This window comes from Flexithrix dorotheae DSM 6795 (assembly GCF_000379765.1).
GTDB classification, from domain to species: Bacteria; Bacteroidota; Bacteroidia; order Cytophagales; family Flammeovirgaceae; genus Flexithrix; species Flexithrix dorotheae.
In genome coordinates, this window is the sequence record NZ_KB903476.1 from 17,317 (window position 1) to 39,574 (window position 22,258).

Annotated in this window: 11 protein-coding genes; 6 read left to right on the plus strand and 5 right to left on the minus strand. The window is 37.1% G+C overall.

The features are described 5' to 3' along the window. The first annotated feature begins 242 nt into the window (after positions 1-242). Both A3EM_RS0130460 and A3EM_RS0130465 read left to right on the plus strand, forming a co-directional pair. Positions 243-3,299, plus strand: coding sequence for a tetratricopeptide repeat protein (locus tag A3EM_RS0130460; RefSeq protein WP_020532040.1), 3,057 nt, complete (start codon positions 243-245; stop codon positions 3,297-3,299). A 50-nt stretch (positions 3,300-3,349) separates the two neighbouring features. Continuing rightward, complete coding sequence (locus A3EM_RS0130465; RefSeq protein ID WP_157638179.1) at positions 3,350-3,931, plus strand: NUDIX domain-containing protein; 582 nt, start codon at positions 3,350-3,352, stop codon at positions 3,929-3,931. On the opposite strand, the gene A3EM_RS0130470 is transcribed toward A3EM_RS0130465, so the two are convergent. The 3 genes from A3EM_RS0130470 to A3EM_RS0130480 form a co-directional block, all read right to left on the minus strand. Next, the gene (locus A3EM_RS0130470; RefSeq protein ID WP_044240312.1) at positions 3,921-4,844 is read right to left on the minus strand and encodes an SPL family radical SAM protein; all 924 of its coding nucleotides are present in this window, start codon (positions 4,842-4,844) and stop codon (positions 3,921-3,923) included. The genes A3EM_RS0130465 and A3EM_RS0130470 overlap by 11 nt on opposite strands. A gap of 64 nt (positions 4,845-4,908) precedes the next feature. Next, positions 4,909-5,613, minus strand: a complete 705-nt coding sequence (locus tag A3EM_RS0130475) for a DNA alkylation repair protein (RefSeq protein ID WP_020532043.1) — start codon at positions 5,611-5,613, stop codon at positions 4,909-4,911. A 138-nt stretch (positions 5,614-5,751) separates the two neighbouring features. Next, positions 5,752-6,255 carry a GNAT family N-acetyltransferase gene (locus A3EM_RS0130480; RefSeq protein ID WP_020532044.1) on the minus strand — a complete coding sequence of 168 codons (504 nt, stop codon included), beginning with the start codon at positions 6,253-6,255 and terminating at the stop codon, positions 5,752-5,754. A gap of 635 nt (positions 6,256-6,890) precedes the next feature. On the opposite strand from A3EM_RS0130480, the gene A3EM_RS44090 reads away from it, so the two are divergent. Both A3EM_RS44090 and A3EM_RS0130495 read left to right on the plus strand, forming a co-directional pair. After that, positions 6,891-8,729 (plus strand): ABC transporter ATP-binding protein, encoded by a 1,839-nt coding sequence (locus A3EM_RS44090; protein ID WP_083925331.1) that lies wholly within the window; start codon positions 6,891-6,893, stop codon positions 8,727-8,729. Positions 8,730-8,790: 61 nt separating this feature from the next. Beyond that, the gene (locus tag A3EM_RS0130495) at positions 8,791-10,611 is read left to right on the plus strand and encodes an ABC transporter ATP-binding protein (protein WP_020532048.1); all 1,821 of its coding nucleotides are present in this window, start codon (positions 8,791-8,793) and stop codon (positions 10,609-10,611) included. A gap of 55 nt (positions 10,612-10,666) precedes the next feature. Here A3EM_RS0130495 and A3EM_RS0130500 read toward each other — a convergent pair whose 3' ends face one another. Then, positions 10,667-13,432 (minus strand): SBBP repeat-containing protein, encoded by a 2,766-nt coding sequence (locus A3EM_RS0130500; RefSeq protein ID WP_169513441.1) that lies wholly within the window; start codon positions 13,430-13,432, stop codon positions 10,667-10,669. 566 nt (positions 13,433-13,998) lie between these two features. Between A3EM_RS0130500 and A3EM_RS44095 the strand changes: the two genes are divergently transcribed. Beyond that, positions 13,999-18,084: a MopE-related protein gene (locus A3EM_RS44095; RefSeq protein ID WP_020532050.1), complete on the plus strand. Its 4,086-nt coding sequence runs from the start codon at positions 13,999-14,001 to the stop codon at positions 18,082-18,084. 86 nt (positions 18,085-18,170) lie between these two features. Here the strand turns inward: A3EM_RS44095 and A3EM_RS0130510 are convergent, their stop codons facing one another. Continuing rightward, positions 18,171-19,820, minus strand: coding sequence for a M28 family metallopeptidase (locus A3EM_RS0130510; RefSeq protein ID WP_020532051.1), 1,650 nt, complete (start codon positions 19,818-19,820; stop codon positions 18,171-18,173). 143 nt (positions 19,821-19,963) lie between these two features. Here A3EM_RS0130510 and A3EM_RS0130515 point away from each other — a divergent pair, with 143 nt between their 5' ends. Next, on the plus strand, positions 19,964-22,219 hold the full coding sequence (locus tag A3EM_RS0130515) for an aminotransferase class III-fold pyridoxal phosphate-dependent enzyme (RefSeq protein WP_157638180.1): 2,256 nt from the start codon (positions 19,964-19,966) through the stop codon (positions 22,217-22,219). The last annotated feature ends 39 nt before the right edge of the window (positions 22,220-22,258 follow it).

Genomic DNA, 22,258 nt, shown 5'->3' on the forward strand with positions numbered 1-22,258 from the left:
CGAAACGTAGAAGTGATTTAATCTTTTTGTTAGAGAGCGAAAATGGCCAGATTAAGTTTCTCAGGAAGTAAAAAATTTGTACTGTGCCAACACTTGTTAGTGGAACTACAGGAATACCGGACCATACTAAATTTTTCTGTGAACTGAGATTCTTGAACCGGAAAGACGCCTCTGAGGCAATTTGCAGCCTAAAGAAATAAATTTGAATCACTTCAAAAGCATTTTTTAATCTTTCATATTCAATGAACAACTTTATTTTTTGGCGTAACTGGCAGGCTTCTTATAAATTTTTATACTTTCTATCCTTAATTATCCTCATCTTATCTACCATTGCTTACAGCTATTACTATATGCTGGGAAGTGAGGCAGTAATTGCATGGGTTTGGGATGGAGAACTTGATATAGTAAAGACAGTACTAGACCGATTTTCAAAAAACTTTTTCGAATTTACAGTAGAAGCCGATTCTTACCTTTTAATCGAAACCTTCAAGCCCACTGGCATCCTGATTAACTATGATGCACATTATCTTTACTTAATTGTATTGTGCATTGGGGTAAACCTTATGCTTACCAGTATTTCCGACTTAAGAACAATTTGGTATGCTATAGGCCTTGCCTTGCTGGCTATTTTGTGGGGAACTATGAGCTTCGAGCTATTAAGGATTTTTAAAAATATTCACGATAAATTTTTTCTAATCCTGGTCATTGGCACTTTTAGCATTACCAGTTTTATTTTTCATAGTTTTATCAAAGGGGTAAACTACCTGATAAGATTCTCCATCTATACTTTAATAACCATTGGTTTTGCCTATATCATCAGTGAGTTTGCAGAAATTGAACAGCCATTTATGCATCTTTCTACCTATAGTATTGCTGTTCCCATTGTAATTTCTATTATCTTTATTTTGCTCAATGCCCATGAATTTATAAGGGTATTTGTTTACATCGCTACCAATCCCGGTTTTAATCAGGGTAACCAGGGATGGAGAAGATTCTTATTTATTACGCTGGTTTACCTTGCCAACCTGATTTATGTTTACCTCCATCTCACCAAAAACATTGACCTAGATATTTATTTCCTTTCCCCGTTTGTATTGTTTATTGGCACTACCTTTTTTGGGATTTGGGGATTTCAGCAAAGAGAAAATCAATACAAAGATTATTTTGATTTCCAGCCGACAGGAGCCTTTTTGTACCTGGGAATGGCAATAGTCACCATGGCCAGTATCACCTTTGCCTTTGCCAACGATAATAATCCTCTAATCGAAGTTTATGAGGACAGCATTATGTATTCACATATAGGATTTGGGATAAGCTTTCTCCTCTATGTGTTTGGTAACTTCAAAGAAATTATGATGGCGGGAAAACCTGTCTACAAAATTCTCTACATACCGAAAACCATTGATTTCATGTACAATCTTTTTATCGGTATGTTAATTGTGGGAGCTTTGTTGTTCAACAATAATTTCTTTACCTATAAGCAGGCTTTTGCCGGTTATTTCAATGGACTAGGTGATTTGCATATTGCCCTGAAAGACAATTACCTGGGCAAACAATACTATAACCTGGCCACAGGCTTCGACTCCAGAAATCACAGGTCCTACTATTCATTGGGGGCACTGGCCATGGAGGAAAACAATGAAGCAGCAGCACAAATTTTCTTTGAAGAATCTATTTCCAAAAATCCCAGCCCATTTGCCTATGCACAATTGGCTGAAATTCAGCTGAAAGACAAAGACTTTTTAAGGGCAATTGTAACACTCCAGAAAGGTATTGAGAAATGTCCTGATAGCGGAGAACTTTATAATAACCTTGCCTTGCTGGTGAATGATAAAAACATGCTTCCTGACAGTGTTTTGGTTTATTTTGATCAAAGCCGAAACCTGGCCAAATATCCACAGATACCAGAGAGCAATTCTTTTTCACTATGGACCAAATACGATATCTATAGCAGCCTGGATTCTATTTACCAGGATTGGACACCACAACCCTACATAGGAACTAAAAGCAATGAATTGGTTTTTCTGAATGCATTTGAACAAAAAACTTCCCAGACTTTAGATTTATCCTATTTAAAAGATTCGGTCTTGGGAACTCCCGAGCTATGTTATATTTATAATTATGCACTCAACCAGAGAAAAGAAGGAGATACCACAGTCATTCGAAAATTAAAGGAATTTGCAAAAGTTCAGGAAAATTTTCAGTTTCTTGAATTCCTGAATTTCGCCCTGGCCAACATTTATTATTATCAGGGAAAATTTGGAAATGCATTGGAGTTGATGACCAATATATATAAGTCGAGCAGCAGAACCAACGCCCATTATGCCAATATGCTGGGCATGTGGTTACTCGAAATGGAAGATTACCAATCTGCAGCCGATTACTTCCGAATTGCAGTAAGAAGAGGAAAAGAAGGAGCAAAATTGAATTATGCCATTGCGTTATCAGAACTTCCCGATAAAGCAAAAGCAATTGCTACCTGGCAGGAATTAAGAGAGGAAAAGCCGGGGGAATATGGCCTTGTAGCTACCGATATGCTCAATTATCTGGTTCCCGACAGCATTAACTCTCTCAAGCTGATGGAAGCAAGTACTTCAGATCTGGTAAAATACAGATATTTGCATTACAATCAGTCCAATATCAGCAATGAGGAATTTGATAAAATCTATAGTCAGATTGAAAATAATGATATCAGAGTAATAATCGGTGCTGAAAGAATTCATACCTATTTAGATGCAGGAGACGAAGCCAACGCAGGAGTTTACATGAAAAAAATCACCTCAGAGGATTTGAATGATCAGATTATGTCCCACTTCCAATTAAGCTTTCTCCGATATGTACATTTTCAGGGGAAAACAGATCAGGAGTTTTTAGAAAAAGTGGAAAATACCAGTTTTGGGAAACCTCAGGCCGGACTAAAATCATTCTATAAAGCATCTTATTTTGCCAAACAGGGAGAGACGGAAAAAGCAGGAAGTTTTTTCCAGAATGCCATAGAAGAGCATCCATTCAAAACGGAGTTTTATTTGAAAGCTGCAAATTTCTTTAAGGAAAATGATCAACCTGAGAAGGCTTATGAGCTATTGCTAAAAGGAGTAGAAAATAATGACCTCAATGCGGGGATTTTAAAGGCTTATATCCTTACCAGTATTGAAATGCGTTATGATGAATTCGCCAAAATAGCCCTGGAAGAACAATTCAAATTATTGGTATCAGAAGAAGAGTATCAGGAGTTTTTACCAGTTTATAACAAGAAACTTAAAGAAATTGCCTCCCAACCTGAAGATTGGGATTTATAATTCCTGATAAATTTTATAGTTTAGGCTGGTTTTCAAGATTAGAAGATAAAATGAAGAAGGTAAACATAATAGAGAAAAAAAGGGTATTTGATGAGTTTTTCAAGATAGATGCCGCCCGACTACAATACGAAAAACACAATGGGGAAATGACGCCCGAAATCCGTTTACTAAATTTTGAAAGAGGGGATTCTGTAGCCGCTATTATCTGGCATAAGGATAAAAAGAAAGTCGTTTTAACAGAGCAATTCCGCTATCCAACCTATGAGAAAGGGCCCGGCTGGATCACTGAAATAATTGCTGGTGGGTTAAAAAAGGAAGAAAACCCTGAAGCAGCCTTAATTAGGGAAATTGAAGAAGAGATAGGTTATCACGTTGCCGAAGTGGAACATATTTCTACATTTTATGTTTCTCCGGGAGGCACTTCAGAACGAATCATTTTATATTTTACAGAAGTCACAAGCGATGATAAAAAATCCCAGGGAGGAGGTGTAGATGATGAAAATGAGGACATTAAGGAAGTACATTTTTCTATGGAGGAACTCTGGCAATATTTCAAGGAGGGCAAACTGGTAGATGCAAAATCTATAATCGGATTAATGTGGCTAAAAGATAAACTGGGATTTAAGGAATGATCCTTAATGGCAGATCATATTCCAGAGAAAGTTCCTGCATTTTTTTGTAAAAAGCATCCCGATAATAAGGCGGCATTTCATGGCTATTCCCAAAAAACTGATGATATTTTTCCAATAAATCAGGGTAATGCTTTTTCACTGCTTCAAATACAAGGGTTTTGCTATCTGCTTTTCCCAAACCAAACAGGGTAATGGTTGCTGGTAAAATGTAATTGGCTCCAACGGCTTTAAAAGCTTCAAACATTTCTACCAAATGTTCCCCCCTGTCCGATATAAATGGCAGTAAAGGCATCAGGCTTACACCCGTAGTGAAATTGTTTTTTGTGCAAAATTTTAAAGCCTCTAATCTTTCGGAGGGAGCAGGGGCACCCGGCTCGAAAATTTTACCAATTTTTGCATCAGTAGTAGAAAAGGAGAAAGTAATAATCGTTTTATGTTTAAGCTTTCCCTTCAGGTTTTCTGGTAAAATAGCATGCTCTCCAATTTCATGAAGCAAATCTAAATCTCTTAATACAAGGCTGGATTTGGTAATGATGTGAACGGGAAATTTGTATTTTAGAATAACCTGAAGCAATTGTCTGGTGAGTTGGTATTCTTCCTCAAAATGAAGGTAAGCATCAGTAGAGGAACCCATTACGATATATCCGAACGCCTCCTTTTTTGCCCGGTTTTTCAGTTGCTTCTCCAAAAGTTCCACTGCATTCCTTTTCACAGACACTTTTTTCTCCATATGAATACCATACTTACTTCCTCTTATATAACAATAGAGGCAATTAAACGAGCACCCACTGTATGGATTGATCGTATAATTATCCAAAAACCAACTGTCCTGATGCTTGGTTTTATTCAGAATGGATTTACTTTCAATTTCCTGCAAAACACTAGTGTAACCTGACCGAAATTCGTAAGACAATTAAGTGAGTTAGTACACTGATTATCAAGCCAAAACTATTATTATTCATGACATTTCTTTGGTACTAAGTATTTCCCAGCCCTATTTTAAGTTTTGTTTTAAACCACTGCCTTATCTGGCTATTATTCTGGATTTCCTCCAGACGGTTCATAATGAAATCGGGATGAAACTTTGCCACCGTTTTAGCCGCCCAGCCAATTCCCTTTTTGGTATGGAAATCTGTAGTTTTGGACAAGGAAACCAGCAGACGGAAACACCTTTCAGTATGTTCAATGGAAAGGCCTTTTTTCACCGCATAGTGAATACCCACTCCAACAGACCGCACCACCCACTTATTTTCATGTTTGGCGAAATTATTCAAAACCGGCCAGGCCTTATTAGGATTAGTAAGTAAACCAAAACCAAGAACCCGTTCTCCAATAATATCACACACATACCATTTGTCTCCTTTAATGATATATTTTTTGGCTAAAAGAAAGGCTTCTTCAAAATCGGCCTCCAGCCGCAACTGGCAAATAATACCCACCAAAACATTCCCTCCTTCCCTATCCAGCTGCATAATATCATCCATTAATTCAATCTGATTTTCGTAAGGGACAACTTTGGCGATTTCTATTCCTATATATTCGAGTAATGGGAATTTTATTTTTTTGGTAAGAAAAACTTCATCCAGTTTTTCAATGAATGCATTGTGGTTTATTGTTGAATATTTTTCCAACACCTTGGGTAATAATTCCCCAATTTCCGACTTCCTTGTGATTTGTTCCATGGTAGTTAGTATTTAGGCTACTCTTCTGCGAATAGCTGATTTAAAGATCCTTCACTAAAAAATATTGGTTCTTTATTTAACAGAAAACCAAAGCTTTCAGTTGCATTGTTTAACTACCTTTAGGTTAAAGGACTTATATTATTTTATTTCCATCCTGAAAAAAAGAGTGGATTTTCCCTTTATATTTTCTTCCTTTAATAATTTCATTCCTAAACCTTTGGCTACCTTTTGGGAAGCCAGGTTTGGCTGATCACAGGCTGCATCGATATAGGAGAAGCCTAATGTATGAAATGCATAGTCAATTACCGCTTCTGAGGCTTCTATTGCATAACCAATTCCGGTAAACTCAGGTAAAAGCCCATAAAGCAATTGAGGTTGGGATTCATCAAAAAAATACCATAGGCCTACAAATCCCACTACCCTGTTGTGATTTTTTTCAGTGATTTTCCACAAGCCAAATTTCTTTTCTTCAAAAAGAGAGTTATTTTCAGCAAGTATCTCCAGGCATTTTTCCCTGGAAATAACCTCATCATCCCAGAGAAATTTTCTAATAAATGGGTTGGTAAATAATTGATGAATAAGCTCAAGTTCAGTTGTTTCAAATGGTTGTATTCTTAACCTTTTGGTATTGAAAACATTCATAATCTATAGTGTTAGTTGGTAAACATCCCTTTAAATAATCAAGAATTGAACCTCTCAATTCTGATGGGTTTTATTTTTTATAAAAACAGCTTCTAATTACACCCAATTCCACCCCTGGCAAGTAATTAATTTTCCATTATGGTTAACCTTTAATATAGCCAAATTTGACTTTTATAGAAAAATCCATCCTCAAACAAAAATTTTACTTGACTTTTTTAAATACATCCTTACTTTTGCAAATAATTGAGTAGAATTAAACATGTTTAATTCATACCATGATGATTTGATAATGAGATGAAAGCGCTCACTATCAAGCAATATTGGTAATTATTTGAACAAACCACAGTCAAGATGAAAATCTTTTTTAATAAAAATTATTCGCCCATCACTGCTTCCACCAAACTACATAGGGTGGCAATTTGGGGAATAGTGCGACTGTGGAATTCAATCGAGTCTGATTTTATGGATATTTAGTATCATAAATAGATATTTTTCGAACCGCAGTCATTGAATTGATTGCGGTTTTTTTTTGCCCTTTCATTTCCCTACTGCCCCGATAATTCAAAAATAATTTGCAATAAACAATAGGATTTTTCCAATCCTGAAAACGAGTAATTACCCAAACAATACCTAAAATGAAAAAGAGTCTACAAAGCCTATTGGCATTATTAGGAAAATGGAAATGGCAGTATTTTTCTGCCGGGATGCTGGCCATCATTGCCATTGCAATGAGTACATTGGAGCCAAAAGTATTACAGGTAGCGGTAGATAATATCCTGGTATATTATCAGTCGGAAGGGGAAACAGGACATTTTTCCACTGATATATTTTCCAAAGCTTTTTCTGCCCTGCTGCCAACTTTAGAAGCAGGAAATTTCAAACTCATCCTGTTGGCTTTGGGTGGAATTTATATGGCCATTGCCATTTCCAGAGGTAGTCTGCTTTTGTTTTCAAGCAGCCTGAATGCAGCCTGTACCGAAAGCGCTATCAAACATTTAAGAGACAGGTTATTCAAACATATCCAGGAATTGCCTTTGAGTTATTTTGGAAATACCTCAAAAGGAGAACTGATACAAAGAAGTACAGGAGATATTGATACGGTAAGAAATTTTGCCCAAAATCAGATTGTGGAAATCATCCGGCTGGGATCTTTATTCATTTTTTCTTTTCTCATGATGATGTACATCAACACAACCTTTGCCCTGATCTCCATTATGCTTGTACCAATTATAGGTATTGGGGGATGGTTTTTCTTTAACAAAGAGCGAAAGGTGTGGGAAAAGCATGAAGATGAGGCCGATAAGCTGAATAAAATTGTTCAGGAAAATTTGAATGGAATACGTCTGGTTTCAGCATTTGCCAATGAGGAACACGAGATTGACAAGTTTGAAAAGCAAAATAGAGAAAAGTTGAATATAGGCTTACAGCACATGTTGTTACATACCTATTATTGGCCACTTTCCGATTTTCTAGTATTGGCTCAAATCGTGATTTCAATACTAGTTGGAGGCTATTTTGTAATTGAAAATGTGATTACCGTAGGGGAACTTTTAAGCTCTTATACCTATCTGGTAATGGTTTCCTGGCCTATGCGGCAAATTGGTAGAATTTTATCCCAGATGGGGATGGCCATTGTGGCCATGGATAGAATCACCCAGATTTTGGATGCAAAACCAGAATTGTATGAAGAAGATGGCATTAACCATGGTTTGATAAAAGGAGAAATTTCTTTTAATAATATCCATTTCAAATATGATTCTAAGGCTAAGGAGAATGTCTTAGATGGTATTTCATTTAAAATTAGGAAAGGAGAAAAAGTGGCACTGGTAGGACCAACAAGCTCGGGTAAATCAACTATTATCAATTTGCTCACCCGGCTTTACGATCCTCAGCAGGGCGAAATTCTATTGGATGGGAAAAATATTCAGGAGTTTTCCAAACCTTATTTGCGAAAAAACATTGGTGTAGTGCTTCAAAAGCCATTTTTATTTTCCACCACTGTGGCCGAAAACATTTCTTATGCCAGGCCGGAAGTGGGCAGGGAAGCCATTGAGGAGGCTGCTCGTATTTCCCAGATTGATAGCATTCACGACATTCTGCCAAATGGCTATGATACCGTGATTGGGGAAAAAGGAGTGACCCTTTCAGGAGGGCAAAAGCAAAGGCTGTCTTTGGCGAGAACGGTTGTTTCAGCACCAGATATTCTGGTATTGGATGATATCACTTCTGCGGTAGATACAGCTACAGAATTTGCCATTTTTAAAGAATTGGAAAAGGAAATGGAAAACAAAACCACCATCATTATTTCCCATAGAATTACCTCAATCCAGTATGCAGACAGAATTTTGGTGCTGGATAAAGGGAAAATTGTACAGGAAGGAACTCATGCAGAATTAGCTGGAAAGGAAGGCTATTACAAGGAGATTCTAAATGTACAAAGTGCCCTTGAAGAGGAGATTGGAGGGATTCTTTAAGCAGGAAAATTATTTAAACCTAAAACGGGCTTTTGCCCTCAAATAATAAAGCATTAAAAAAATGAAAAATTTATTGGAAGAACAGGAATTTAAAGAGAAACGGGCACTTTGGCCCTTTCTCAAACGAATTTTCAAACATAGTTTAAAGTATAAACAGTTATTCTGGACCCTTTTTCTTTCTACTACCATTGTGGCAATAATCGAAGCCATTTTTCCACTAATCTGGCTGGATTTTATCGATAAATTAATTGTTCCGGTGGTAACTTCATTAAAAGAAAATCCTGATAACTTAGAAGCGAAGGAGATTGTAAAAGACGGATTATTCGATTATGGAATCATTTATTTTCTGGCCGTTTTGATCCAGATTGTTTGCACCATAGTCCTGATTTTTTGTGGAGGAAGAATCATGGAATATGTGATTTATGATTTAAGAAAGGAAATGTTCAACAAACTTCAGTATCTGTCATTTTCTTATTATGATAAATCGGCTATTGGCTGGTTAATCTCACGAATTACATCTGATACCGACAGGGTTTCTGAACTGATTTCCTGGGGTTTTCTGGAATTGGTTTGGGGAGTGGGAATGATCGTATTCTGTTTCATTGCCATGTTTATTTACAATTGGGTTTTAGCATTACTGGTTTTGGTTACCATCCCAATTTTAATGGTGATTACCATAAAAATCAGGATGCTGGTTTTAAAATATTCCCGAAAATCCAGAAAACTCAATAGTGAAATCACGGCCAGTTTCAATGAAAACCTGAATGGAATAGAGGTAAATAAATCCACTGTACAGGAAACAAAAGCCTCTGAAAAGTTTCAGGTATTGAGCACTAAAATGAGAGGAAGTTCTTATAAATCTTCTTTTTATTCGGCCATGTATACTCCGTTGGTATTAATGGTTGGGGCCATTGCCGCAGCATTGGTAGTTTATGCAGGGGGAAACATGCTTATAGCCGGCTGGGCGGGAATTTCGATTGGTACACTGGGTGCATTTTTCGTGTATTCCAGAAGCATTTTTATGCCTATTTTCGATATTACCCGATTTTATGCCCTGGCACAAAGTTGTTTATCGGCAGGGGAAAGAATTTTTTCCCTTATTGATGAACCCATTGAAATTAAAGATAAACCCGGAGTGAAGAACTTTGCTCCACTAAAAGGAGGAATTACTTTTAAAAATGTGGATTTCCATTATGTTGCGGAGAAGCCCATTCTTAAAAATTTCAACCTGAATATTCAGCCGGGAGAATCTATTGCTTTAGTGGGGCCAACTGGTGAGGGGAAATCAACCATAATTAGTCTGATCAGCAGGTTTTATGAACCAGTTAATGGCAAGCTTTTAATTGATGGAACTGACTATAGAGAAAGAACCTTGAAAAGTTTCCGAGAACAACTGGGCATTATTTTGCAAACCCCGCATCTGTTTTCAGGAACCATTCGGGATAATATAAAATATGGAAAGCTGGCTGCCACCGATGAAGAAATTGCTGAGGCATTGGAAACAATTGGGGCGTCAGAATTTTCCAACAGGCTCGATCAGGAAGTAGGAGAAGAAGGAGGCAATTTATCCATTGGGGAGAAACAATTGATTTCCTTTGCCAGAACGATTCTGAAAGATCCAAAAATCCTGATCATGGATGAAGCAACTTCCTCTATTGATACCCTGGCTGAAATAAAAATTCAGAAAGGCATTGAAAAAATCATAAAGGGTAGAACCTCCATCATTATTGCACACAGGCTTTCTACCATTAAGCATTGTGACAGGATTTTGGTGATCAAAAAAGGCAGAATTTTAGAAGAAGGCAACCATGCAACACTGTTGGCAAAGCAGGGATTCTATCACCGGCTTTACACCCGCCAAAGCCGCCTGACTTTGGCATAATAAAACCCCCATCCCAAAAACAGGATGGGGGTTATTTATGCTTTTATTGAGATAACTATTTCATAACTTTTTGGACTCCAAATTTCCCATCTACTTCAATTATAATGGTATAGACCCCTTCTGGAATTGAGGAAAAATCAAACTTATGATTTTTTATTCCGACTTCTTGTTCTGGGAAATGTATCTTTCTTCCTGAAATATCAAAAAATGAAAATTTCACCAGTTTACCTATAAATTGTTCAGAAGTAATAGTTAAAAAATCTTTAACAGGATTTGGATAAAAAGAAATTGAAGTCTGTAATTTATCGTTAATAAGAGCTGCTATTGCTGAAACTACTATTTCAAAAGTTTGCTCTACCTTGCCCCCTCTTCCATCATCTGCCGTTATAGTGACAATTGCAGTACCTGAACCTTTTTCTTCAATAATCAAAAACGTTTCCGAGATCGAGACTTTTACAACCTGCTCATTATTACTTGATACTGATATAGAAAGTGAATCCTGGTCATCATCGAAAAACATCAAAGAAAAATCGATCTTTTCTGTTCCAAACCCCTTGCTTAGGCTTTGATTTTGAATTGAATCCACTACGAAGGGGGCTAAATTCATTTTTTCAATAGAAATAGAAAAGCTATCCTGGACACTACCTTCATTTTGATCGGTGGCTGTTACAATTACTTTTGTCGCTCCAATACCTTTCTCATGTATGATAAGATTAGAATCTGAAATTGACACAATTGCAATTCCTTCATTTTCTATTACTGCTGAGAAGCTTAGTGTATCATCATTATCATCCAAAAACACATCAGATAAATCAATTTTTATACTGTCAAAACCCTCAGTTAAATATTGATCTTCTATAGAATTTTGAATTTCTGGTTTATTTTTAGTTTTTACAGTAACATAAAATGTGGTTGAAATCTCGCCTCCATTTCCATCATTTGCGGTAATAGTAATCATTGTTTTACCAATTCCTTTTTCAATAATAGAAAGGTGGTTATCTGAAATATTTACATCAACAATTTTAACATCTTTGCTGGTGGCAGTTATTGAAAGAGAATCCTCATTTTCATCCTCAAATATATTCGTTAAATCAAACTCAGCCTTTTCAAAACCTTTATAAAAGACCTGACTTGGAATCGTATTCCTGACCACAGGATTCTTATTTTCTAAAACAATGATGGTAAAGGAATCACTCACCTTTCCTCCTCTTCCATCATCTGCTATTACCGTAATATCAACAGTTCCTATCCCTTTTTCTAGGATTGTTAAAGTTTGACCACTTACATCATAAGTTACCAGACTTTGATTTGAAGAAGTAACTTTAAAATATAAAGGGTCGTTGTTGCTATCCTGAAAGTAGTCCAATAAATTTATTTCTAACTTTTCAAACCCTTCATTTAGTTTGTAGTCTAACATACTATTTTTAATAGACGGAGCCACATTATCCGGGTCATTTAAACCAAGCTTTAAAACGAAGGCATCCTTTTGGCCTTTGCTTGTTATTAATGAAGAATTCCCAAAATCCAGAGAATTATTTTCAAATGTTCCTGAAATATATAAATTACCATATTTATCCACAGACATTGAATTTCCACTCTCGGTAAAATAAGATTCTCCGCCATAAGACTTTGCCCATTGAGCTTGCCCATCTGTATTAAACTTGGAAATATAAATATCTTCTCCTTCTAAGTTTTTTATGGTTACCCCATTACCAAAATCTAAGGTTCCGCTACCATAAGATCCCACAACAAAAAGATTCCCTAATTTATCAATAGCAATGGCTCTTCCTTCATCTTCACTACTATCTGTAGGAGTTTTTGCCCATTGGGCAATTCCATCTGTATCGTACTTTACAATATAAGTATCAAACCAAGATGTCCCTGAAATTTTCACGGAATTACCAAAATCCAATTCATTACTGATAAAATAACCTGTTGCATAAACATTTCCTGCTAAATCTACTACTATAGAGTTTCCTTCATCATATTCTACTCCGTTTATCTCTTTTGCCCACTGAGCTGCTCCCTCACTGTTAAATTTAACAATATAAGCATCAGTTGGACCAGTGTATCTCAAACTAATAGAGACCCCATTTCCAAAGTCCAGAGTTTCTGAATCTGCCTCTCCTGTAACATATATATTACCTAGTGTATCTACTGCAACAGACTTTCCTCCTTCAATATTTCCTCCTCCCGCAGCTTTAGCCCATTGAGCTATTCCGTCTTTATCATACTTTACAATGAAAGACCCTTTATTTCCACCATCTTTGGTTACCTGTATAGAATTTCCAAAATCCAACGAACCAAAGATGCTACCAGTAAGATATATATTATGTAGTTTATCCAATACTAAGGATTTACCTTCCCCTGACCCATTTGCCGTTTTCACCCATTGAGCCTCACCATCATTATTAAACTTAGTTATAAACAATGTCTCTAATTTACTTCTAGTAGCAGTAACAGAATTCCCAAAATCTACTGAGGGACTTCCAAAAAGCCCGGAAATATAAATATTTCCAATACTATCCACTGCTACAGTATTTCCCTTTTCATCATTTGTACCACCAATAACCTTAACCCACTCAACTTCTCCAAAGGAATTATATTTTGCAAGAAAGATATCTGTACCTCCATTCCCATTTAAAGTAATTCCATTTCCAAAATTTATAGAATTACTATTAAAGTCTCCTACAACAAACACATTACCCATAGTATCGATAGCTATGGATTTTCCGTAATCTCCATAGATTCCTCCTATACCATTAGCCCAATAAGTAGTAACCTGAGCTGAACTTCCAAAGGGATTACCTAATAAAATCATTCCCAAAAGAACAATTAACAACACATTTCCGTTTATTTGGAAAAATTGACAATACCCATAAATTTTAAAAATAAAATTTATCCATGAAGCATTTTTTTGCATCTTTCTCCTGATTAATAAATTAATAAAAAAAACAACAACCCTCAAATAACGGATTACAACCACTCAACAATATAAAAAATGGATGTAATTAATTATCTCAAAGGAAATTATTATTTAAAATCCAAACTCTACACCCACCTGACTCTGGCATAAATAAACCCCCATCCCAAAAACAGGATGGGGGTTTTATTATGCTTTTGTATTATCCTTCCAGTGACCATTTTTTGGATTGATATATATAATGGTTTGCAAATAAACAAGGAAAATATCACAGAATATAATTTAAATACACTCCTATTTTAATGAAATAAAAGTATTTATTATACAATAAAAACAGGTCAAAACAATAAATACTTCATTGAAACCAAATAATTGTTAACAATTACAATACGCTTTTTTAATGTCTTAGAAAGTCTTTAGCTTTAGCCGTTAGGTTCAATTTTGAATTAGTAAAACATAAAAAAATGAGATTTTCGACCACAGGTAAATTTAAACTATCACATAAGGTTATACTATTTTTTGGCTTTTTATACCTTCTAAGTCTCCCATTTTCAGGTTATAGCCAATGTAAAATTAACTCTACCTACAATCCTTCAGTTTCTTTTTCTGTATTGCCAAATGATTCCGTAACATCTGTCAAGCTGAAAATATCTAATTATTATTCTAATATAGAAGGACATAAGACAATAATATTTTCTGAATGGCAACCAATTAACCAAGTAGAGTTTAACGCGGATGGAGAATATGAACTTCTTCACAAAGCATTTGTTGATTCTGTTACCTTAGACTTTAATTTTGAGACCTTTCATCCTTATACCGTTTGTGGTTCTATTGGAGATTCGATTTCTTTCGATTGGCAATTAATCATTACAGCATCAGGTACTTCTGGCCAAAACCTCGATTTTTCAGGTAAATTATGGTCTAATTCACTTCAAAATGTAGGTGTTGTTTATGATGGTCTAAACTTTATTTCAGGTTCCATCAATGCATTTTTAGAAGGGAAACTACTCAATTTATATCCTGACAAGGATCGTGATGGTTATGGAGATGCAAATGCAGATCCGCTTCCCCAAAAATATTGCTCCCGAAGTTGTCTTGGGTGGGGATACTCTGAAAACAACCTGGACTGTGATGATAATGATAAGAATATTCGACCAAATGCCTTAGAGGTTTGCGATGGGATAGACAATAACTGTGATGGAATAATTGATGAGAATAAAAGCGTATGGTATGTTGATAATGATAAGGATGGGTATGGAACTGCTGCTGATAGTATTTACGCATGTCAAAAACCTGAAGGCTATGTTTCAGTTAGTGGAGACTGCCATGATAGTAACCCTGCAATATATCCAGGAGCCACAGAATTATGTGATGGAATAGACAATAACTGTGACGGACTAATTGAAGAGAATAGAAGCGTTTGGTATGTGGACAATGATTATGATGGGTATGGAAATGCTGCTGATAGTATTTTTGCCTGCGTTAAACCAAGTGGTTATGTTTCAATAAGTGGGGATTGTGATGATTCGAACGAAAATATATATCCGGGAAATACTGAATATTGTGACGGATTAGATAATGATTGTAATCCTGAAACAATAGAAATCCTTAAAACTTGGTATATCGATAAAGATGGAGATGGAGCTGGTGACCCTTTGGACAGCATACAAACATGTACTAAACCTCCTGGATATGAATGGAATAATTTGGACTGTAACGATAATGACAAGAATATTTCTCCTTGGTTAAAAGATGTTTGTGACGGTATTGATAATGATTGTGATGGGGAAATTGATGAAGACCCAGCACTTTGGTTTGCTGATTTTGATGGGGATGGCTTTGGTAATGCCTTAGATAGTATTTTTACATGTGATCCACCCGCTAACTATGTGTCCAATAAATCAGACTGTAATGATTCTTTAAAAACTGTTTTTCCAGGAGCTCCGGAAATTTGCGATGGGATTGACAACGATTGTGATGGGGAAATTGATGAAGAAGCCACAGATAGATCCACCTGGTATGCTGACAAAGATGGAGATGGTTTTGGTAATCCTAAAGACATCTATTATGCTTGTGAACAGCCTAAAGGCTATATAGTTGATAATACCGATTGTAATGATTCTCTTAAAACTGTGTATCCGGGAGCTCCGGAGATTTGTGACGGTATTGATAATGATTGTGATGGGGAAATTGATGAAGAGGCTACTGATAAAACTACATGGTATGCTGATAATGATGGTGATGGTTTTGGCAATCTCAATGAAAGTATTCAGGCATGCAACCAGCCAGAAGGCTATGTAGCTGATAATACAGATTGTGATGATGAAAATAAAACTGTTTTTCCAGAAGCCCCAGAACTTTGTGATGGACTTGACAATGACTGTGATGGGGAAATTGAGGAAGAGGCTACTGATAAAACTACATGGTATGCAGATATAGATGAAGATGGATTCGGTGATCCTAATCAAAGCATTCAAGCTTGTGGGCAACCAACAGGCTATGTTGCGGATAATACCGATTGTAATGATGACAACAAAAATATTTACCCTGGTGCTCCGGAACTTTGTGACGGCCTTGACAATGATTGTGATGGGGAAATTGATGAAGATGCCATAGATCAAAAAACCTGGTATGCAGATATAGATGAAGATGGATTCGGTGATCCTAATCAAAGCATTCAAGCTTGTGAGCAACCAACAGGCTTTGTTGCGGATAATACCGATTGTAATGATGACAACAAAAATATTTACCCTGGTGCTCCAGAACTTTGTGACGGCCTTGACAATGATTGCGATGGGGAAATTGATGAAGAGGCTACAGATATGGCCACCTGGTATGCTGATAAAGATGCTGATGGTTTTGGTGATCCTAATGAAAATATCCTGGCATGTGAGCAACCTGAGGGTTATGTAGCTGATAATACCGATTGCAATGACTCCAATAAAAACACCTATCCTGGAGCAGTTGAACTTTGTGATGGAATTGATAATGACTGTGATGGTGAAATAGATGAAGGCGCCACTCAATTAGCCACCTGGTATGCCGATAAAGATGGAGATGGCTTTGGTAATCCCAATGAAAGTCAGGAAGCTTGCGAACAGCCTAAAGGCTATGTTGCAGATGACACAGATTGTGATGATACCAATAAAAATATCTACCGGGGAGCAACAGAACTTTGTGATGGTATTGACAATGACTGTGATGGTGAAATTGATGAAGAGGCTACGGATATGGTGACCTGGTATGCTGATAAAGATGGTGATGGTTATGGAAACCCGAATGAAAGTCTGGAAGCCTGTGAACAACCCGAAGGTTATGTAACTAATCACACAGATTGCGATGACTCCAACAAAGATATCTATCCGGAAGCTCCAGAACTTTGTGATGGCTTGGACAATGATTGTGATGGGGAAATTGATGAAGAAGCTACAGATAAATCCACTTGGTATGCAGATAAAGATGGTGATGGCTTTGGCGATCCTAATGAAAGTGCTCAAGCCTGTGTACCACCTGTAGGCTATGTGGCTGATAATACCGATTGTGATGATGAAAATAAGGATACTTATCCTGGAGCGGTTGAACTGGAAGATGGTCTGGACAATGATTGTGATGGGGAGATTGAAACACCCACTACATTTTCCCTAAACCTTTCCCTGTCTATTCCGGGCAATTCCACTGCATCAACAATTAATGTTTTCCTATATAAAGTCTCAAATGAGGGACTGGACCTTATTGAAGAAAAACAGTGGGCAAATGCTGCTTTAAACTTTTCAGGTTTAAATGGAGGAAAATATTTGATAAAAGCTGTCCCTAATATTGACTCCGATTTACTTATCACTTATTCGGGAAATACTATTATTGAAGCGGAAGCTGAGTTTTTCAATATCAATAATAATGTAGAATATAGCCTGACATTACAACAAATAGAAAAAACAGCTGAAGGCAAAGGAGTGATTGAGGGCTTTGTATTATTAGAAGAAGAAAGCTCAGGAGGCAGAATAGCTCAGGGATTTGAGGTTACAGGAACTCCAATTCCAAATGTCCCGGTATATGCGGAATCAGAAAGTACTGGAAAAACTGTTTCAAATGCTGTTTCTGATGAAACCGGCTGGTTCAAATTACAGGGTTTAACTACTGGAAACTACCTGATCAAAGCTGATTACCAGGGCAAAGCCATAGAATTAAGTTCATCCAAAATCACGCTGGAAAATGAGAATTCAACCCTTAATTTATCTGTACTTATTGGAGACAAGGAAATCATTGTAAATGTAGAATCTGTCACTGGTATTTCAGATGAATTGTTGGCAAAAGGAATTTCCCTATTCCCAAATCCGGTGACCAGTACCTTGGTAATTGAAACTAAAAAGCCAATAGAGGGCAGTGTAAAAATCAGAATTTTAGATAGTTCAGGTAGAGAAGTAAATCAACAAATCTTCAAGAAAAGCACTTTCCAGTTTGAACTAGACATGGAAAAACTTTCGAAAGGAATTTACATGATCAACTTCATCAGTAATGAAGGTCAGGCAATTTGGAAAGTAATGAAAGAATAGATGGATAAAAAATCCATTTAAATACAAGGAAAACCTCCTGAGTTCAAATTCAGGAGGTTTTCTCATATAAAACGGATTCCATTTTTTTACTCCCCCTCCCGAATAGCTTTAAATTCTGAGCCTTCTTTCCATTTTGGGTAAGAACCATCATTGGCGATTTTTAAGCCTACTTCAAATAACAATTGCGTATCCTCCATAATCCCGGAATTATCCCAGACATCCATGGTGAATTCATCCGAAGGCCGGTGATAATTTTTTGCCCGATGCTCCTGATATTGCGCTTCACCCCACTCCTTGCCCTTTTCAATATGGTCCAAACCTCCTTTGCCATAAAGTGCCGGAATACCAATTTTGGCAAAGTTAAAATGATCGGAACGGAAAAAATAACCTGCACCAGGATGCTCATCCGGAACAATGTAGCGGCCTTGTTTTTTAGCGAACTCCTCGGCAACATCCTCTAATTCTGACTGCCCATATCCGATGATGGTAAAATCTTTCATCCTGCCCAGATGATTCATCGCATCCATGTTGATATTCGCAACAGTCTGTTTAGGAGGAAAAATAGGATTTTCGGCATAATAAGCAGAACCCAACAGTCCTTGCTCTTCGGCTGTCAGGGCAATGAATACAATTGACCTGGAAGCAGGATTGGGTAAATCTTTAAACGCTTTGGCAATTCCCACTAATGCGCCAGTCCCACTAGCATTATCCACCGCACCATTCATAATAGAATCTCCATCAACTGGAGCACCAATTCCCAAATGATCCCAATGGGCACTGTAAATAATGTACTCATCTTTTTTATCGGTTCCGGGAAGCATTCCGACCACATTATTGGAGGAATTTTTCTGAAGTTTATTTTTCATTTTAAAAGAAACACTCATGCCCATGGGAATCGGTTTAAAATCCTCCTTTTTAGCTTCAGCCATAAAACTTTCAATTCCGGCAGCCTTGGTCAGTTCCATAGCTTGTTCCAGGCCTATCCAACCCTGAAAGCCACACTTGTATGTACCTTCGGGAGCAATTAAATGCAACTGTGCCCCTGAAAACCCATTCCTGACTACTGCCCAGGGATAACTGGCTGGTCGGGTATCATGCACAATCAAAACGCCTTCGGCTCCTTGCCTGGCAGCTTCTTCATATTTGTAAGTCCACCTGCCATAGTAAGTCATGGTATTTCCTTTAAAAAAAGTAGTATCTCCCATGCCAAATCCGGGATCATTTACCAAAACAATTACGGTTTTCCCTTTCACATCCAGCCCTTCATAATCATTCCAGTTGTATTCCGGGGCTACAATGCCAAATCCTGCAAAAACCAATTCAGAATTTTCAATGTTAATTTCCTCTACAGGCCTTTCTGTTCCGGCCACATATTCATCCAGATAAGTCAATTCAAAATTTCCATTCTTCCCACTTATCTTCATTTTTTCATCAGGCATGGAAGTAATTTCCACCATTGGCACTTCCTGTAAATAACTATCCCCATTCCCCGGAGAAAGACCAATTTCTTTAAATGTGGTTTCGAGGTAAGAAATTGCTTTTTTACCTCCGGGAGTAAAAGGCATTCTCCCTTCAAAACTATCATCTGACAGGGTTTTAATCGTATTGGCTACCAGAGCAGAATCAATCTGTGGATCAGCATCCTTTTCTTCTGGCTTATCCTGACAACCAAATTGGACTAAACCGATTAGCAAAAAACAGTGAAATAAAGCGGTGTATAGTTTGTTCAATTGCATGTTTTTTTTATTTGTGTTTAATTAGATATATGGGTAAGTCTTTTCAAAAATAAAAAGCACTGCTGTTTAAATATACCTAATTTCAGTTTTTTCTATAGTTTAGCCAATAAAGATTAAATAGTTTTTTGCACGGGAAAATGAAAATGGAAAAAAGGATTCTGGAAGAATTTTACGGACTTAATGAAATTAAAATAACCAAACTTGACGGTTATGATAATCAGAATTTTAAAGTCAATTCCGATAAAGGAAAGTTTATTTTTAAAACTTATAAAACCCTGCCTGATTTACAGGAACTAATTGAAGGAGAAAATCAAACCCTGCTTCACCTCAATCAGGATAATGAAAACATTTTCCCCAAACCAATTCCCAATTTAGATGGAAGCTTTTTGAACTTTGAAAATGGTGTCATTTCCCGATTGCTAAGCTTTGTGGATGGCGCATTTTTGGGGGATGTAACACACACACCTGATTTATTCTTATCCTTCGGTGAGTTTTTGGCTAAAATGGATACTCAGCTTCTCAACTTCAGAAATTCTGCCATAAAAGCCCGGATATTAAATTGGGACCTTAAAAACCTCGATCTCAACCAAAAATACATTTCATGCATTTCCCAGCCTGAAAAAAGAAAACTGGTGTCCTATTTCTTTCTCCAGTTTCGGGAAAATGTACAACCCCAATTAAATGATTTAAGAACAAGCATTATTCATTCCGATGCCAATGAATGGAATGTTTTGGTTAAAAATGGGGAAGTTTCCGGAATAATCGATTTTGGTGATATGGCGTACAGCCCCCTGATAAATGAAGTTGCTATTGCCATTACTTATGGCATGATGGGCAAGGATAATCCTCTGGAATGGGCTAGTTATATTCTCAAAGGATATCATAAACACCTGCCATTGCTCGCAGAAGAAATTGATTTATTATATTATCTGGTGGCTGCCAGATTATGTATCAGTGTTTGTAATTCGGCTTATTCCAGGCAACAGGACCCTGAAAATGAATACATTTCCATTTCCGAAAAACCAGCCTGGAATCTACTGGAAAAATGGATTGCCATCAACCCAACTTTTGCTGCTGAATCATTTCGGAATGCATTGAGATTTGATTCCATTATTCAGGAAGATTATCAAAAAGAAAAAGGAATAAGAGATACCCATTTAAGCAAAGCCCTTTCTCTGAGTTTTCCCCAACCCATCAAAATGACAGGCTCAGCCTTCCAATATATGTTCGATGCTGCGGGAAAAATCTATTTGGATGCTTATAATAATATTCCTCATGTGGGGCATTGCCATCCCAAAGTGGTGGAGGCTGGTCAAAAGCAAATGGCAAAACTCAACACCAATACCCGCTACATTTATGATCAGCTCAATGATTATGCAGAAAAATTGCTGAGTAAATTTCCCGAGGGTTTAAATAAAGTGTTTTTTGTAAATTCTGGAAGTGCAGCAAGTGATTTGGCCATTCGGCTAGCCACCAATTTCACCGGGAAGGAGAAATTGATGGCCATGGAATATGGGTATCACGGTAACACCAGAATGGGCATTGAAATGAGTCATTATAAGTATGGAGGAAGCGGGGGCAGAGGACAGGCCGAACACATTTTGAAAGCACCACTTCCCGATACTTACAAAGGTCAGTTTAGAAATAATGATGGCTCGGCAGGCAAGGCCTATGCTCAACTCGCCATTGATTTGATGAAAAAGGACGACTCGAAAATAGCGGCTTTTATTGCCGAACCTGTTGTGGGTTGCGGTGGGCAGGTTCCTCTGGCAAAGGGTTATTTGAAGGATATATATCCTGCAATCAGGGAACAGGGTGGTGTTTGTATTTCCGATGAAGTGCAAGTGGGTTTTGGAAGGCTTGGAAAGTGCTTCTGGGGTTTTGAAATGCAGGAAGTTGTCCCAGACATTGTGGTATTGGGCAAACCGATGGGAAATGGACATCCTATGGGAGCTGTGGTTACCACCGATGTCATAGCCGATGCCTTCGCAAACGGGATGGAATTCTTTAGCTCTTTTGGAGGAAATCCTGTTTCCTGTGCAATTGGAACTGCAGTTTTAGAAGTAATAGAAGAGGAAAGATTACAGGAAAATGCCACTCAAACAGGGGATTATTTAAAGAATTTATTAGTAAATTTAAAGGAAATACATCCTGAAATTGGCGATGTGAGAGGATCAGGCTTGTTTTTTGGGGTAGAATTAATCCAAAACCAAAACCCTAACCAACCAGCAACTGCATTGGCAAAAAAAATTCAAAACGGATTAAAAGAAATGGGTATTTTAATTGGCACAGATGGCCCTGACCATAATGTTTTGAAAATAAAACCACCAATGTGTTTTACCAGAAAAAATGTGGATCAGCTTGTTGGAGGGCTAAATTCCCAACTTCAGGCAAAGTAGAAAACCGCTTATCATTTAGGTGTTTTATCCTAAAAAAAG